The sequence below is a fragment of the Halogeometricum sp. S1BR25-6 genome, assembly GCF_031624495.1.
GTDB lineage: Archaea > Halobacteriota > Halobacteria > Halobacteriales > Haloferacaceae > Halogeometricum > Halogeometricum salsisoli.
Window position 1 is genome coordinate 65,174 of the sequence record NZ_JAMQOP010000006.1, and the last position, 15,462, is coordinate 80,635.

The 15,462-nt window shown below is 57.3% G+C and carries 18 protein-coding genes and 1 pseudogene; 9 read left to right on the top strand and 10 right to left on the bottom strand.

Annotated elements, in window-relative coordinates; translation table 11 throughout:
* Positions 1-41 precede the first annotated feature (41 nt).
* From NDI76_RS21225 to NDI76_RS21235, 3 genes are read left to right on the top strand one after another with little or no spacing between them, the layout of a single operon-like run.
* Positions 42-2,414: a copper-translocating P-type ATPase gene (locus tag NDI76_RS21225; RefSeq protein ID WP_115819512.1), complete on the top strand. Its 2,373-nt coding sequence runs from the start codon at positions 42-44 to the stop codon at positions 2,412-2,414.
* A 5-nt stretch (positions 2,415-2,419) separates the two neighbouring features.
* Entirely contained in the window at positions 2,420-3,037 is a 618-nt protein-coding gene (locus NDI76_RS21230; RefSeq protein WP_092893792.1) for a methyltransferase family protein, read from the top strand.
* Entirely contained in the window at positions 3,034-4,134 is a 1,101-nt protein-coding gene (locus NDI76_RS21235) for a succinylglutamate desuccinylase/aspartoacylase family protein (RefSeq protein WP_058365807.1), read from the top strand. Before NDI76_RS21230 ends, NDI76_RS21235 begins: the two co-directional genes overlap by 4 nt.
* Positions 4,135-4,393: 259 nt before the next feature.
* Here NDI76_RS21235 and NDI76_RS21240 read toward each other — a convergent pair whose 3' ends face one another.
* From NDI76_RS21240 to NDI76_RS21255, 4 genes are all read right to left on the bottom strand, one after another.
* A complete protein-coding gene (locus NDI76_RS21240; protein ID WP_080508370.1) occupies positions 4,394-5,029 on the bottom strand; it encodes an adenylate kinase in 636 nt (211 codons plus the stop codon).
* Positions 5,030-5,088: 59 nt separating this feature from the next.
* Positions 5,089-5,589, bottom strand: coding sequence for a CBS domain-containing protein (locus NDI76_RS21245; protein WP_058365806.1), 501 nt, complete (start codon positions 5,587-5,589; stop codon positions 5,089-5,091).
* Between the two features lie 179 nt (positions 5,590-5,768).
* Positions 5,769-6,497 carry a meso-2,3-butanediol dehydrogenase gene (budC, locus tag NDI76_RS21250; RefSeq protein WP_119713009.1) on the bottom strand — a complete coding sequence of 243 codons (729 nt, stop codon included), beginning with the start codon at positions 6,495-6,497 and terminating at the stop codon, positions 5,769-5,771.
* 72 nt (positions 6,498-6,569) lie between these two features.
* Positions 6,570-7,994, bottom strand: a complete 1,425-nt coding sequence (locus tag NDI76_RS21255) for an ABC1 kinase family protein (protein ID WP_310926170.1) — start codon at positions 7,992-7,994, stop codon at positions 6,570-6,572.
* A gap of 463 nt (positions 7,995-8,457) precedes the next feature.
* Here NDI76_RS21255 and NDI76_RS21260 point away from each other — a divergent pair, with 463 nt between their 5' ends.
* On the top strand, positions 8,458-8,778 hold the full coding sequence (locus NDI76_RS21260) for a YHS domain-containing protein (protein ID WP_119712794.1): 321 nt from the start codon (positions 8,458-8,460) through the stop codon (positions 8,776-8,778).
* 4 nt (positions 8,779-8,782) lie between these two features.
* On the opposite strand, the gene NDI76_RS21265 is transcribed toward NDI76_RS21260, so the two are convergent.
* The gene (locus NDI76_RS21265) at positions 8,783-9,715 is read right to left on the bottom strand and encodes an alpha/beta fold hydrolase (RefSeq protein ID WP_119712795.1); all 933 of its coding nucleotides are present in this window, start codon (positions 9,713-9,715) and stop codon (positions 8,783-8,785) included.
* Between the two features lie 133 nt (positions 9,716-9,848).
* On the bottom strand, positions 9,849-10,124 hold the full coding sequence (locus NDI76_RS21270) for a hypothetical protein (protein ID WP_119712796.1): 276 nt from the start codon (positions 10,122-10,124) through the stop codon (positions 9,849-9,851).
* A 336-nt stretch (positions 10,125-10,460) separates the two neighbouring features.
* On the opposite strand from NDI76_RS21270, the gene NDI76_RS21275 reads away from it, so the two are divergent.
* Complete coding sequence (locus tag NDI76_RS21275) at positions 10,461-11,144, top strand: NAD(P)-dependent oxidoreductase (RefSeq protein WP_119712797.1); 684 nt, start codon at positions 10,461-10,463, stop codon at positions 11,142-11,144.
* A gap of 55 nt (positions 11,145-11,199) precedes the next feature.
* Here the strand turns inward: NDI76_RS21275 and NDI76_RS21280 are convergent, their stop codons facing one another.
* Both NDI76_RS21280 and NDI76_RS21285 read right to left on the bottom strand, forming a co-directional pair.
* Positions 11,200-11,475 carry a DUF7521 family protein gene (locus tag NDI76_RS21280; RefSeq protein WP_119712798.1) on the bottom strand — a complete coding sequence of 92 codons (276 nt, stop codon included), beginning with the start codon at positions 11,473-11,475 and terminating at the stop codon, positions 11,200-11,202.
* A 3-nt stretch (positions 11,476-11,478) separates the two neighbouring features.
* Entirely contained in the window at positions 11,479-11,829 is a 351-nt protein-coding gene (locus NDI76_RS21285; RefSeq protein WP_144927678.1) for an ArsR/SmtB family transcription factor, read from the bottom strand.
* Between the two features lie 111 nt (positions 11,830-11,940).
* Between NDI76_RS21285 and NDI76_RS21290 the strand changes: the two genes are divergently transcribed.
* Both NDI76_RS21290 and NDI76_RS21295 read left to right on the top strand, forming a co-directional pair.
* Entirely contained in the window at positions 11,941-12,507 is a 567-nt protein-coding gene (locus NDI76_RS21290; protein ID WP_144927676.1) for a DoxX family protein, read from the top strand.
* A 30-nt stretch (positions 12,508-12,537) separates the two neighbouring features.
* The gene (locus NDI76_RS21295) at positions 12,538-12,927 is read left to right on the top strand and encodes an SHOCT domain-containing protein (RefSeq protein ID WP_144927673.1); all 390 of its coding nucleotides are present in this window, start codon (positions 12,538-12,540) and stop codon (positions 12,925-12,927) included.
* Between the two features lie 118 nt (positions 12,928-13,045).
* Here the strand turns inward: NDI76_RS21295 and NDI76_RS21300 are convergent.
* A pseudogene (locus NDI76_RS21300) lies at positions 13,046-13,324 on the bottom strand (helix-turn-helix transcriptional regulator).
* A gap of 126 nt (positions 13,325-13,450) precedes the next feature.
* On the opposite strand from NDI76_RS21300, the gene NDI76_RS21305 reads away from it, so the two are divergent.
* Both NDI76_RS21305 and NDI76_RS21310 read left to right on the top strand, forming a co-directional pair.
* Complete coding sequence (locus NDI76_RS21305; protein WP_142980856.1) at positions 13,451-13,618, top strand: DUF1931 domain-containing protein; 168 nt, start codon at positions 13,451-13,453, stop codon at positions 13,616-13,618.
* Between the two features lie 80 nt (positions 13,619-13,698).
* The gene (locus tag NDI76_RS21310; protein ID WP_142980855.1) at positions 13,699-14,259 is read left to right on the top strand and encodes a TATA-box-binding protein; all 561 of its coding nucleotides are present in this window, start codon (positions 13,699-13,701) and stop codon (positions 14,257-14,259) included.
* A 76-nt stretch (positions 14,260-14,335) separates the two neighbouring features.
* Here NDI76_RS21310 and NDI76_RS21315 read toward each other — a convergent pair whose 3' ends face one another.
* Positions 14,336-15,028 (bottom strand): HNH endonuclease, encoded by a 693-nt coding sequence (locus tag NDI76_RS21315; RefSeq protein ID WP_144927670.1) that lies wholly within the window; start codon positions 15,026-15,028, stop codon positions 14,336-14,338.
* Positions 15,029-15,462: the final 434 nt, after the last annotated feature.

Here is a 15,462-nt window from a genome sequence, read left to right on the forward strand (position 1 = left end):
GTCTGGACAGCATAATAAGGGACGGCACCAATACCCACGCCATGAGCAACAATCCAGACCACGAGACATCCGAAAATCCCTCTAAAGAGGGGCACCCCTCGCATCAATCCGAAGGACCCGTCTACTGTTGTCGAATTTGCCGATTGAAAGCAGAGTCGGAACCACGAGCATCAGCCCACGCGTCATCCGAGCCGGAGTCCAAACTCCCGAAGGACGACACTCACACTGCGGCAGACGCCACCACGGAGTCCGAATCCACGGACGAACACGCACATAACGACCACGAAGCCGAACACGCGCACCGCCACGCTGCGGCCGAGCACGCTCACTCTACAGAAGCAGAGCACGTACACGACGAGCACGACCATGGTGGTAACGCCCACGAGAAGGGACACGGGGGTGGAAACGGGGATCACAGCGATCACACGGATCACTCAGGCCACGAGGCGATGTTTCGGCGGCGGTTCTGGGTGTCGCTCGTCCTCTCGATTCCGGTCATCGTCTTCAGCGAATTCATTCAGGACGTCTTCGGCTATACGGCCCCTACGTTCCCCGGGAGTACGTGGATAACGCCGGTACTTGCGGTCGTGATCTTCGCGTACGGTGGCGTGCCCTTCCTCTCGATGGCCCGGACGGAACTGAAAAACCGCGAGCCGGGGATGATGATGCTCATCTCGCTGGCGATATCGGTGGCGTTCGTCTACTCGATCGCGAGTCTGTTTCTCGAAGGGACGACACCGTTTTTCTGGGAACTCGTCACGCTGATCGACATCATGCTGCTGGGCCACTGGGTGGAGATGCGGTCGGTCCGGGCGGCCTCGGGGGCGCTGGACGAACTCGCGAAGCTCATGCCCGATACCGCCGAGCGTATCACCGAGAGTGGAGATACCGAGGAAGTGCCCGTCTCCGAACTCGGCGAGGACGATGTCGTGCTCGTTCGCCCGGGCGCGAGCGTGCCTGCCGACGGCGAAGTCGTCGAGGGCGAGTCGTCCGTTGACGAGTCGATGATTACCGGCGAATCCAGACCAGTTGGGAAGGAGCCCGGATCAGAGGTGGTCGCCGGGACGGTCAACCAGGACGGGAGTCTCCGCGTCAAAATCACGAAGACCGGCGACGAGACGACGCTGGCGGGCATCATGCGACTGGTCGACGAGGCCCAGCAGTCCAAATCTCGAACCCAGTTGCTCGCCGACAAGGCAGCTGGCTGGCTGTTCTATATTGCACTCGGCGTCGCGGCGATTACTGCCGTCGCGTGGGTCGTCGCGGTCGGGTACAACATCACCGTCCTCGAGCGCGTCGTGACGGTCCTGGTCATCGCGTGTCCCCACGCACTTGGACTTGCCGTCCCGCTCGTGGTCGCGATCAACACTTCCACGGCTGCCCAAAACGGGATGCTCATCCGCGACCGCATCGCCATGGAGGAATCTCGAAATCTGGACACGGTGATGTTTGACAAGACCGGGACCCTCACGAAGGGCGAACAGGGCGTCGTCGGTGTTGAGACGGCAGGCGACTGGACTGAAGAGCGAGCATTCGAAGTCGCCGCTGGTGTCGAGGGTGACTCCGAGCATATGATCGCTCGCGCCATCCGAGACGCCGCCGAGGAACGGGATATCCAGCGAGCGAAGGTTTCGAACTTTGAGAATTTCCGCGGTCTCGGCGTCAGAGCCACTGTGGACGGCGAGACGGTTCATATCGGTGGACCGAACCTGATTGAGAAATTCGGTATCGAGCGGTCCAACGAAATCGCTGCCTTCGCGGAGGAAGCTGGCTCGAACGCAGAGACGGTTATCTACCTGGTTCACGACGAATCCGAAGTTGTCGCAGCATTCGCGCTGGCGGACGTTATTCGGGAAGAAAGCCGGCAGGCCATCGAGGCGCTACACGCGATGGATATCGAGGTGGCGATGCTGACCGGTGACTCGGAGGACGTCGCACGGGCTGTCTCGGAGGAACTCGGCATCGACCAGTACTTCGCGGAGGTACTCCCCGACGAAAAGGACACGAAAGTCGAAGCGCTCCAGTCCGAGGGGAAACTGGTCGCGATGGTCGGCGACGGCGTCAACGACGCGCCGGCGCTCACGCGAGCAGATGTCGGTATTGCCATCGGTTCAGGGACCGACGTCGCCATCGAGTCGGGCGATATCATCCTCGTCGACAACAATCCCCTGGATGTCGTCCGTCTCATCAAGCTCTCGAAGGCGAGCTACCGGAAGATGCAGGAGAATCTGGTCTGGGCGACCGGCTACAACGTCTTCGCGCTCCCACTCGCTGCCGGAGTCCTCGCGCCTATCGGTATCCTGCTGTCGCCGGCGATCGGCGCGGTGTTCATGTCTCTCTCGACAATCATCGTCGCTATCAACGCCCGTCGTCTCCGCAGCGCCGATATTTCCGTGCCCGACATTGGTGCGTGATCCCTATGGCACTCCAGGCGACACAGACATTGTTCAGCGTCAGTCTCCTATCCGGGGGACTCCTACTGGGTGGCCTCCTTGCCACCATCGTCAGTCCGACATTCCGGTTCTGGCCGCACGGGACGCGGAACTGGACGTTCTGGGTCAGCTGGACAGCCTGGACGCTATACGTCGTGGGTCTGGTCGGCATTGCATACCTCGACTGGTGGCACTGGTACGAACCACCGGTGGTGGTGCAACTCGTCAGTGTGCTTGTTTTCGTAGCAGGCACAGCGCTGTCTATCTGGGCGATGTGGACACTCGGATTCTGGGAGAGCAGTGGTCTCGAAGGCCACCTTCAAACTGAGGGACCGTATCGCTTCTCTCGCAATCCACAGTACGTGGGGTTCATCACCATGCTCGCCAGCGGAGGCCTCCTCGCAGGTTCGATTCAAACGGTCATTCTCGCTATCGGTGGAATCGTGTGGTTCCTGCTCGCACCACTCGCCGAAGAGCCGTGGCTCCGCGAGCAGTACGGGGGCGAATACGAGTCATACTGCGAGGCGGTTCCACGATTCCTTGGTAAACCCAGTAGACGTGCAGCGCAGACACATTCAGAGCAGTCCGAGAGTGATTCTCAATGACTGGATCCGCGACACAACCGATTGAGGTCGGCGGCCGAACCATCTCACCCGGAGAGAAGCGCCAGTTCCGCTATTCGGTGGGAACAAGTTTCCACGGCGACCCGATCGACATTCCGGTCACGGTCGTCAACGGAGAGAATGATGGCCCGGCGATGTTCCTCAGTGCTGCCGTGCACGGCGACGAACTGAACGGCATCAAGATCGTCCAAGAGGTCGCAGAAACCTACGGTCCCCCGGACATCCACGGGGCACTCGTCTGCCTCCACGTACTGAACGTCCCGGGATTCATGGCCCAACAGCGCTACATCCCGATCTATGACGAGGACCTCAACCGGTCGTTCCCCGGGAATCCACAGGGAACGATGGCGAAACGTCTCGCCCATACTATCTTCGAGGAATTCGTCTCGAAGTGCGACCTAGGGCTGGATTTCCACACCTCGACGCGCAACAGGACGACGATGTATCACGTTCGGGCAGATATGCGCGACTCTGACGTCGAACGCATCGCCCGTGCATTCGGAACGAGCGTGATTCTCGACGGTGAAGGCTCAAACGGGACGCTCCGAAAGGCAGCATCGAAGACGGGGGTTCCGACCGTAACTGTGGAGATGGGGCGCGCCCACCGGTTCCAATCGACGCATCTCGAACGCGCCCTTCACTGCGTGGCGAGTGTCCTCGCTGAACATGAGGTTCTGCCAGACCGGCCGGTCTCTTGGCCTGGGTGGACGCGTGTGGTCGCACGCGACGGTGAGAAGACGTGGCTTCGTGCTGCCACCGGCGGACTCGTCGATATGAAGTGGGGCCCACAGCCGCTCGTCGAGGACGGGGAGCAGCTGTTCACTATCTCCGATCACTTCAAAGATGAGGTCGAAGTCGTTCGTGCACCGTCAACTGGCCTCGTCGTCGGTGTACTCGAGAACGCAGTCGCGTACCCGGGGCATCCGCTGTGTCACTTCGTGAGCGTCGACGAAACGACCGCAGACATCATCCGGGACGACATCGAGCGGGGTGAGTTCGATGTCTACCGTGAGGGTGGTTTCCAGCGGCCGGAATATGGTGAGAGCGGTGAGTATGAAGGACGAGATCCGCTCTCTTGACGGGCCAGCGTCTGCTGACAGGCTCTTCATCGGTTCGAAGAGCCCCCCATAATTGCCTACTGGATCGTTCTTCGGCCAATAACCGTTCCAAGTTCTAATTCGTACGGTATGATGGTCGGCTTTTATCGAACATCGTCGAGATCACCTCAGCAAGATCGTGCCCTCTCAACTACAGACTCGCCGGGTACCAGTGTGTAAAATGTACAGATCTGCTAGGTGATGCCCGGTATAGTAACGCTCACCCCAACTTTTTCGCGACCTATTGCGCGTTTTCAACCGCTTTCCTTACGTCAACCCAGACTTCATCAGGAGACTGTTTTCCGTCGACACGTTCCAGTTGACCTCGTTCTTCGTAGTATTCAATAACTGGTTCAGTGGTCTCACGAAATACACGTAGACGTTCACGGACTGTCTCCTCGGTATCGTCATCCCGCTGCTCAAGTCGTCTTTCAACTTCAGGATCTTCAGGCGGACTATATTTTATATGATAAGTGTCCCCTGTTTTTGGGTCTATACGGCGACCCGTGAGTCGTTGAACAAGTTCCTCCTCGTCTACGTCAAGATATAGAATAACGTCAACGTCGGTCATATTATTGAGTTCCTCAGCCTGTTCTACGTTGCGGGGATACCCATCCAGAACAAAGCCATTGACTTGCGATAGAGCCTCTTTAACGAGCAGAGTGACAACCTCGTCCGGAACAAGCTCACCTTGATCCATATATGTGCGCGGGACATCATACTCTGATTCAAATTCTGAAATATCCCTGTCCTTATTTGCCCGAAGGAGCTCCCCGGTAGTGATATGCTTTACATTAAACTCCTCAGAAGCCTTTCTACTCTGCGTCCCCTTTCCTGCGCCTGGTCCACCGAGGATTAGAATCCGTGGTTCGGCCATGTCTCTCTTTTGATGTCAGTCACGAAAAAGACACGTATCGAGAGTCTCAGATGCGGAGGTTACTTTCTCTGGGACTCTGACCGGATGATCCCGGAGAGATTGTCCATCTGTGCGGAGACATGGGCAGCTTCTCCCGCGAGGTGAGTGATGAGATCGTCAAGGGTGACGATCCCCACAACTGAGCCATCTTCGACAACGGGAACATGGCGGGCAGCCGCCTCGTTCATTTGTCGCAGTACCCTCGGTACCTCCGCCTCAGGCGTTACGGTGAGGGGGTCGGAGGTCATCACATCTCCGGCGGTTATGTTGGATTCGCTCTGATCCGTTGCGAGAACGTTGAACTCACTATCTGGCGTGAGGAGCGCGCCAATCAAATCTCGATCTGTAATGATGCCCACGAGCTGGTCGTTTTCTTCCACAACGACGTAGCGGGCACATTTGGTTTGCGCGACCATCGTTTGGGCGACCTCTGCTACCGACGTATCCGGAATAACGCGACCAACTGACTCGTCGGCGATACTCCCAACACGTAGTGTGAGATCGGATCGATTCTGTTCCATACTGGGGGATTGGTTAGAGAGACTAAATAATATGGCGGCAGTTCCTCACTTCATAGAAGCATCTCAGGGAGTTACGGTGCTTGCCTTCGGTAGATAGTAGCACGTTTTGCGCTGCTACTATCCGACTGGTCTCCCGCGTAATGTTGGAACCAAGTGTGGTGAATGTGCGACCGTAGTTACTAGTGGGCAGTCCAGCCTCCGTCGACAGGAATGTTTGTGCCTGTGATGTACGTCGCCTCATCAGAGGCGAGAAACATCGCAATGCCGCCGATCTCCTCGGGTTCGGCCACTCGCTGCATGGGTGTCTCGTCTCGGACGAACTCGTAGAACTGTTCCTGGTCGAGGTAGTCGTCTGTCATCGGCGTTTCAACGAATCCAGGGCAGATACTATTGACACGTATCCCTTCTGTGGCGTAGTCGATGGCGAGCTCTCGTGTGAAATTCACGACACCACCTTTTGCTGCCGAATAGGCAGGTGATCCAGGACCACCAACGAGGCCATAAATCGACGCGACATTAATGATGCACCCCTCACTGTCTTTGAGATACGGGATCGCCGCTCGCGAGCCGTACATAACCCCTGTGAGATTAATTTGAATGACCGTATCCCACTCTTCGAGCGACATTTCTTCGATGGACCCTACTTGGCCAATTCCAGCGTTGTTTACGATTGCGTCAAGCTGTCCGTATTCGTCAACCGTACTGTTGACGAGGGTCTCTACCTGCTCATACTCCGTGACGTCACATTGGTGGAATTCACAGCCGAGTTCTTCGGCAGTCTCTCGGCCGGTTTCTTCCGTGCGACCTGCGATAACGACTTCGGCTCCGTAATCAATGTACTTCGAAGCAATTGCTTTGCCGATCCCGGTTGCACCACCAGTGATGATCGCAACTTTATCTTTGAGCATATCAGGTACTTCGCATAGACGCCACAAAATAGTTTGAGGCGTCGTGGGGGTACTCCGTATTCGAGATACCAGTTATCGACGCTGTTGCCTTGATGAATGAATGAATAAAATGGTGAAGCCGAGTGCGACGACGATCCCAACAGTAGCAGAGATCTGACTTACGGATAATGCGAGACCACTCGCTACAAATGTTCCTCCTGCGAGGATGGCGTACCCGATCGAACGAGTCTGCCGTCGTTGGCTCTGTGCGATCTCCTGAGGTATCACTGTGCGTTCCTGTTCTCGTGCGTCCAGTTCACGATCCAATTTCGTGGGTAGCCGGAGGAGGGCCCAGAGGGAGGTTTCGATGTCGGACTGAGCTTCGGCGAGTTTCATCCGGGCTGCTCGCTGGAGGAAGCCGTGTTCACGGAGGAACGCCTGCGCAGCTGCGAGGATATTGAACTCGGGATCGAGCTGTCTAAGAACACCTTCACCGATCGATCCCACCCGAATGACTAACATCACGTCTGGCGGGATACGAAACGGAAACTCTCGGAGCATTCCGACGACCACGTCGATTATCTGCTGCCAGTTCACATCACCACTCCCTTCGAGGTCATCGATAACTAACTCGAGAACGTGGCCGACGGCGGCCCTGTCGGCGTCGGGATCGAGTGCACCAAGGGCGACAAGTTCGTCGATGATGGATTCGACATCCCGGTTGACAGCGGCCAGATAGAGGTTGATCACGCTCGCTTGCATCGCCGGCGTGAACCGACCGCTCATCCCGAAGTCGTAGAATACGATGCGGCCATCATCGTCGACAGCGAGATTTCCAGGATGGGGATCGCCGTGGTACACACCGTGATCGAGTCCCATCGTGAAGTAGGCATTCGCCACTCGTCGGGCGACGTTCTCCGGATCGTAGCCCTTCGCTTCGAGTTCCTCGAGGTCAGTAACCTTCGTTCCCTCGGCGTACTCCATGGTGAGGACACGTTCGGAGCAGACGTCACGAAATACGCGTGGGATCGTAACGGTCTCATTCTCGTCGGCAGCGAAATTTTCCCGAATCTCCTCCATCATCTGGGCCTCTCGCTCGAAGTCCAGTTCCTCCAGAATGATGCGCTCAAAGTCGTCCGCCATGTTCCGGAGTGAGAAACTGAACCGATCAGGTGCGAGAAACAGTGCAAGGGGAACGAGGCGACGAATAATGCGCAGATCGGTCTCGATGAGGTCCTTGATTCCGGGGCGTCTTACTTTCACGACCACCTGTTTTCCCTGATAGGTCGCCCGATAGACCTGTGCTAGCGATCCGCCGGCGATGGGTTCGGGATCGAAGTCGTCGTACGAGTGATACCCGACGTCTTCGGCGAGAGCCGGAATCATCTCTCGATACGGACCCGCCGGGATCGCATCTTGGAGCACTGCGAACTCCTCCGCGTACACTTGCGGAACGAGATCTGGGCGCGTCGAGAGAACTTGGCCGATCTTTACGAACGTCGGCCCAAGGTTGAGCATCGCCTCCCGTAGACGGCGGGCACGCTGCTCGTGCTGGTCCCGTGGCACAGTGCGTGACCCACCGACGATCAGAAACCGATGCCGATCACGGAGAAAGCGTAGGATGAACGGGGTGAACGTCCCAAGAATACGAATTAGACGGAGAAGAAATCGAACCATGGGCGTTGTCATAGAGTTCTTCCGACGGCCCTTAATACGTGCCCGTCGACCTACTTCGAAATACCCAATCGGCTTGGAGACGGATCTGTGAACAGAATGCCGAGGGATCCCGTCTGCGGTATGCAACTCAGAGTTGACGAAGCGGTAGCTTCAGTCCGGCACGACCAGGTGACGTACTATCTCTGTAGCGAAGAATGTCGACAGCGCTTCGAGAAACAGCCCGCAGTATACACCGAGTAGGGAGCCTACGCACAGTAGCAAATGGCCGACTGACGTTTATGGAAGGGCGAGGCGTACTGCCAGTATGCCAGTTGAGCCGGTCTGCGGTATGGAAGCCAGCGACTCAAGCGAAATCACCGCCGATTTCGAGGGGACGACGTTCTACTTCTGTTCGTCCGACTGTCGTGATTTCTTCGAAGAGCACCCGAAGCGATTCGTCGACGAGCCACGACCCCACCTCTGTGATGCGAGTGGCGTAATGGTACCGCGCTTGCACTACGGCCGCGCCGTCGGTGAGTTCAACCTGACGGTCGCCGACCCGGAATTGCTGAGCGTCGGTCTCGAGGACGACACCGACCTTCAGTTCGATCTCGAACGGGCGAATAAAGCTGCAGAACGATCCTGATTCCTTAGCGAACTTCGGATACTTCGCTACCGTTTTCGTCGACCGATTCTCGAACCGTCATTTCCAAATCCCGGTCCTCTCGAACCGTCTTGATGAGTGCTTCAAGCAGACTGTTATACGCATTCGGGCGCTCTATCATAGCGACGTGACCGGTACGCTGTAGCCTGCAGAAAACGCTCTCGGGAATCCGCCTCGCGGTTCCGCGTGCCACCTCGATGGGAACAATACCGTCGGCTGGTCCGTGGATGACGAGCGTTGGGGCATCGACTCGCTCAATATCGGGGCGACCGTCGTACCCCCAGAAGGCCTCGGTGACAGTCGTCCACGCTGAGCGACGGTGGGGAAGCGGGTTCGATTGCAGGAAGTCCTCAACCACGACCGATGGCGTCTCCTCGTGGAAGCCGACGCTGTAGGCTAACTGCCGGATGAGCGCGTCGTTCGCGGGTATCTTATAGAGTCGGAGTGCCAGAAATAGTCGCAAAAGCGGTTTCTCCCCCGCGGGGGTGAGATCATGATCGCCCCCTGCGTGTAACACGAGCCCGGCTGTGGGATGGCGCTTCGCGTACTCGATAGCGAGGGCGGTACCGTAACTGTGGCCGTGGATGATCGGATTCGTGATACCGAGTTCATCAAGGAGATTCAGGAGGTCAGCTACATGCCCGGAGAGGGACTGCTCCTGCCGCATGGTCGAGTTTCCGTTGCCGGCGAGCGCATACGTGACCAACTCGTGGGGCCCCTCGAACGCGTCTAGTTGTGGATACGGGTTCCAAAGCGACCCGAGACCACCGTGGACGAACACGATCGCCGGGTCCGGCCCGGGGAGGTGAAGCGTCTCCAGTTCAACTGATTCCGACACCGGAACGGGTGTCGGTTCAGGAAGCGTTTCGGAAACGTCGTCGAACCGGACGTATCCCGGTGGAAAAGATGGTGACGCCATACTGAGTTAGAGATACCCCCTGCGGTGGTGTCGAATAGACGGTCCATCTGAGAGCCTGCTCCGAGGATCGTCTCGGTGGACACTAACCATCCTTGACAGTTATCGGTTGAGGGCGATTGTCTGGATGACCGGGTTACCCGTCATCGTGGATCTCATGCCGATTCCAGAGCAGGGCGAACAACCCGCCCATGAGATATCCTGCAACTAACGCGATCATGAGGCCGGCACCAGCCAGAGAGAGGTCGAAATCGACCGTGTCCTCGTACTCAACGAAGTTGGTCCGGGCGACAGTGGCGACCGCTGTTTCAGAGACGCCCGAGACGACGAATCCGATCCATGCAGCGTGCGACGCTGCGAAGATGGCACCGAATATGAGTCCTGCCCGGTTGGCGGAGATTTCCTCGCTCATGGTTCCGCCTCTCCTATCGAGTCATGAGCTGGTCGCTCTTCAGGGGCGGTTTCATCAGCGAACAAACCCAGCATGTCTGTCATACTTGTAGCACCGGCTACGGTCGCCTATTTCACTACGATTGTGGTTTCGATACTGGCATGACAGAACACCTCTCGTTAGAATGTGAAACCGATCCGTGGCTGTAGTGACGATGACCCCAACCTGTCGAATCAAATTTCGGAGTTCTCTGGTAATCGAGCGTCCAGAGCGAACGCTCGGTCGTCCTTTAGAATTGTAAGCGTAATCGACTGAAACGAGGGGAACGACAACCAACATGAAAACGTAGGTGACCATATGGAACTGGCACTCTTCGGTGCGACAGGCGGGACCGGACGTGAACTGACGGCACAAGCGACCGAAGTGAATCACTCGATTCGCGCGCTCACTCGAAGCCCTGCAAAACTCCCACCGAACCAGGCAGTCACCGCCGTAGAGGGGGATGTACTCGATCCGGACGCGGTCGAAGCCACCGTAAACGGATCAGATGCGGTCATCTGTCTTCTCGGTCGAACGTCGGACAATCCCTCCGACGTGGTCTCTCGCGGGACCGCGAACATTATCGATGCAATGCAGGAACGGGGGATCGAACGCCTGGTCGTCCTGACATCGATGGGGTTAGGATCGAGCGTCCAGCAGGTTCCGTGGTACGTCCGCCTTGCGAACGTGACGGTGCTCTATGACCTGATGGCCGACAAAGCCAGACAGGAGGAACTCGTCGCTGGGAGCGGTCTCGACTGGACGATCGTCCGCCCCGGCGGTCTTACAGATGGACCCAAAACCGGGGAGTACGAACACGGCGTCGACATTGACGCCACGGCTGGTCCGATTTCACGCGCTGACGTTGCGGACTTCCTCCTTGAGATCCTTCAGACGGACTCCTATCTCCGTGACGTGCCAGTCGTAACGACGAACCAGAGCGTTGACGCCGAATTCCTCTGGGACCAAGTCACGGCTGTCGCGCAACGTCTACGAGGATGAGTGAATAACCGTCTCACTAATTCACGATTCCAAGATACTTTGCTGAATCGGGAATTCAGGGGTTCGGCGCATAGAGCGCGTACAAGATAGAAAGCATTCCCGCCGCCGCGACTAGTGCAGCCACGAGACCTGCCTGGAAGATTGACACCTGGAGCAGTTCGAATAGAACTCCTTCGAGGAGTCCACCGAGGCCAATTAGTGCGAACCCAAGGGCGACGTAGAGCATCAGCTGTGTTCCGTGGCGTTGGTAGCCGCGATAGGCTTGGTACGCGATAACCAGAGCCAACGCGGTCATGAACAACTTGGCGATGACGAATAATGTGTGTTTCATGAATCAGTCTCCCCGCATGTTTTCGAAGATGGATGTAATCCGGTCCGCGGGATCCGGCCGGACATCGATCTGGATGTCAAACCCCTCGTCTTGGAGGAGGACTTCGATACGTTCGAGACGTGCCTCATACTCCCGATAGTGCCGACCAGCGGGATCGACATGCGTGTACTCTTCGAGAAGTCCTTGCTCAACGAGTGTGTTGACGCGACGAGAGACGGTTGGGCGTGACATATCGCATTCCTCGCTGAGTTCTTTTGCAGAGAGTCGGTCCGTGTTCGTCGCCACGAGAATATCGCGAGCGTACTCGTCGTCGAGTGTGGCAAAGACGGCTGGTGGGCTCAACTCCTCAGTCACACTCGCATACTCGTCCTAGTGGGGTAAAATAGCCGCCCGGTTTTCTGACTCAGAACACTGGCTCACCGGTATATCGTCTCTCCCTGCCTACACTCACTCGGTGAAGTAACAATGTCTACGATTCCCTCTGGAGTCAACCAGCTAGAGAGCAAGGTCGGCGGTCTGACCATCGGTGGTCGTGTCCACAGCCTGAGCGCATGGTTCGTGCTCGCGCTACGGCTCATGATGGGCTACGCGTTTGCGTACTCGGGATTCACGAAGATCGTTGCCGCCGAGCCGTTCTCGGCGGGTGGCTATCTGGCGAACGTCGCGGCGACCAACGGCAACCCCCTCGCGGGTATGTTCGCGTGGATGGGGTCGACCCCGTGGTTCGTCGAGTTCGCGAACGTCGCTGTCCCGTGGGGCGAGCTGTTCATCGGTCTCGGACTGCTCGTCGGTGCCGTCGTCCGCCTCGCGGCGTTCTTCGGCGCGCTCATGATGCTCATGTTCTACTTCGGGAACTGGGACATCGCCCACGGCGTCATCAACGGTGACTTCGCGTACATGCTCGTGTTCCTCGCGGTTGCGGCGTTCGGTGCGGGCCGCATCCTCGGGCTCGATCAGTACATCGAACAGTACGAGATCGGCGGCGAGGCGCTCGTCGAGCGCTACCCCGTCCTCGAGTACATCCTCGGCTAACCACGCCGAACCATTTCAGGAGAAATACGCATGACAAACTCAATTCAACCACGCGGTACTCGATCCCTCGGACTGATCGTCGTCGGTGCGCTGACGGTCGCGGTTATCGGGGGTATGGCCCTGACGCACGCAGCCGTCCCGGACGCGGTGATGTGGGACTGGCACTACGGAATGTGGGACGACGGCCACATGACCGGCTGGGGACTATGGGGATGGGGGATGATGCTGTTCGGCCTCCTCTGGATGGCCCTCATCATCGGTCTTCCCATCTATCTCGTCTACTGGCTGGTGGCTCGATCTCAGACTGACGGACCCGCTGAGGATAGAGCCCTCGGGGCTCTCCGTGAGCAGTACGCCCGCGGTGAGATCGACGACGAAGAATTCGAACGCCGCCGTGGCCGCCTCACGGCGAATCGCTGACGTACGTCGCTCCCGAAGAGGAGAGATACTACCGACATCATCCGAGATGGAAATCACGCCCATCGCGGATTTTCAGATGATTCATAGACAATGGGGTAGCTGATCTGTACGAGAGAACCTACGCAGGCGCAGACTCACCAATCTCGATGTACTGACGTTCCCACTCACGGCGGGCTTCGATTTCACGGCGGCCGCGCCGCGTGAGCGTCTAGACGTTCGTCCGTCGGTCTTTCTCGCCTTTCTTGACGAGCGTATCGAGATTCGGGTAAAGTCGCCCGTGATGGATCTCCTTCTGGTAGTAGTCTTCGAGTTCCTGCTTGATGGCGAGGCCGTGAGAATCTTAGAGGCCGGCGATCACGTACAGGAGGTCGCGCTGGAAGCCGGTCAGGTCGTACATCGTCCTGCTCACTGATACGAAGCGCTATCGCATACGTCTGTTCCCCCTCAGAGGACAATACAACCCCACAGACACCGAATCAGATACCTGTATTTTATACAGAGGACGGGAGAAATGTCGCTACGTATGGCATACCTGATCGTCAAATCGGCCGTGAAAGAAGCGCTCAACGACCACAACGTCTCGGCGGATTTCTACGACGCCCTCGATGAGGAAGTTGCTGACCTGCTTGACGACGCCGCGAAGCGGGCTGAGGCCAACGACCGAAAGACCGTCCAGCCTCGCGACCTCTAACGCGGCCAGCGCCAATACCCGGGGCCCATTCTCGATAGTGCGACCAGTCTTTAAGAGCGGCGTGTGAACTATGTAGCGATATGGGTACGCTCACAGAGTCAGTTGACATCGAGAACGTCGTCGCGTCAACCGGTATCGGTCAGGAACTCGACCTCGAAACGCTTGCTGATGACCTCCGGGCGACCAAGTATGACCCTGAACACTTTCCTGGCCTCGTCTATCGGATGCAAGACCCCAAGGCCGCGGCCCTCATCTTCCGCTCGGGTAAGATTGTTTGCACCGGCGCGAAAAGCGTCGCCGATGTTACGGCTGCGCTCGAACAGGTCTTCGACAAACTTCGGGGTTTGGGTATTCAGGTAGATGACTCGCCAGAAATCGAGATTCAGAACATCGTCTCGAGTGCGGATCTCGGCCACACACTCAATCTGAACGCGATTGCGATCGGCCTTGGTCTCGAGCACATCGAGTACGAACCCGAACAGTTTCCCGGGCTCGTCTATCGTCTCGATGAGCCATCAGTCGTTGCGTTACTCTTTGGGAGCGGGAAGCTCGTCATTACAGGTGGGAAACGGATTGAGGATGCCGAACAAGCCCTCGAGGTGATCGAGGACCAGCTCACCGAGCTCGGCTTGCTCGAGTGAGCCTGAATCTGTTATCGATCGAGAACGGCAACTCGATAGTAGTTGGAGAAGATACTGCTTCACTTTTGCACTCATATCAGAGCTTGGTCATGGTTGGGTTGCTTCGTTTGAGCAGAGTGCCTCCGATAATGATGCCTGCCGGCAGCCAAAGAACGCCGGTCACGAGACCCGTCTTGACGAGCGGATAGCCGATTGCGTAGTACTGGATTCCGCCGAACAGGAGACCGGCACCGAGCGAACTTCCGGCCACTACCTTCGGGAGATGGTAGCCGACGACAACAATCACGCCCATCACGCCACCCGCGATGAGAGTCTGCCATGTCATCGACATCGTCAGCAATTGAATGATTGCCCAGGAGTAGGCGAACCCGCCACCAACGGTTCCGAGGGCGAGGAGGGCAAGATACGCGAGAAGTCGAGGAACGAGCGGTGGACCGTTTCGATGCGGAGCGCTGCTCGATCGCCGGCTTTGCTGCGGTGTCTCGAACAGGTCATGCCCATGGAGTTCGGCATGACAGGGTTCACAGAGTGTCGTCAAGTTCGAAAGACGATTTGAGCCGCCTGCCGAATGCGGGACGATATGGTGGGCGTGGAGGCGAACGCCATCGTCGCCGGCGTGAGGGCCGCTCTTGCGTCCACAATTCGTGCACGTCCAGTCATCGCGTTCGTAGACCGTCCGACGACGGGCGTCCCAATCCGGTGGATACTCACCCCCATACGCCGATGGGTCGTCCCATTGGGGATGGATGTCGTATCTGGCCGTGCCCATCAGTTTTACAATTGAGTGCTGCTGGATTATGAAATAGGTGGTGCCCGCAGGTACTCCGTTGGTGAGTGATGCTCTCGAGACTCATACAGAAATAACCGATTAACGGAATATTATTTTAACTGAATTGAGGTGCTGAGTCCTCTTCCTCAAGGAGCAACGCAGGGAGCGAAGTGACCGAATAGCGCAGTAGAGAGGGGGTACAGCACCGCACAGTTCTCGAACTGGATTGCCGCAGACGTTTAATGATATGGTTAACCAACACCGTAGATCGATGTGGCACCACTGTTGGTTAATACGGTCCTTGAGTGGTGAGTCTTCTGATCGGGATGGTAATCGAGTTCTATTCAGGATCTATCCCAGTAGCCAGAAAGTATTTACCTCACATACATTACCACGTCAACGTGTACCACAGTTTAATCGGTGCATACCTGAAC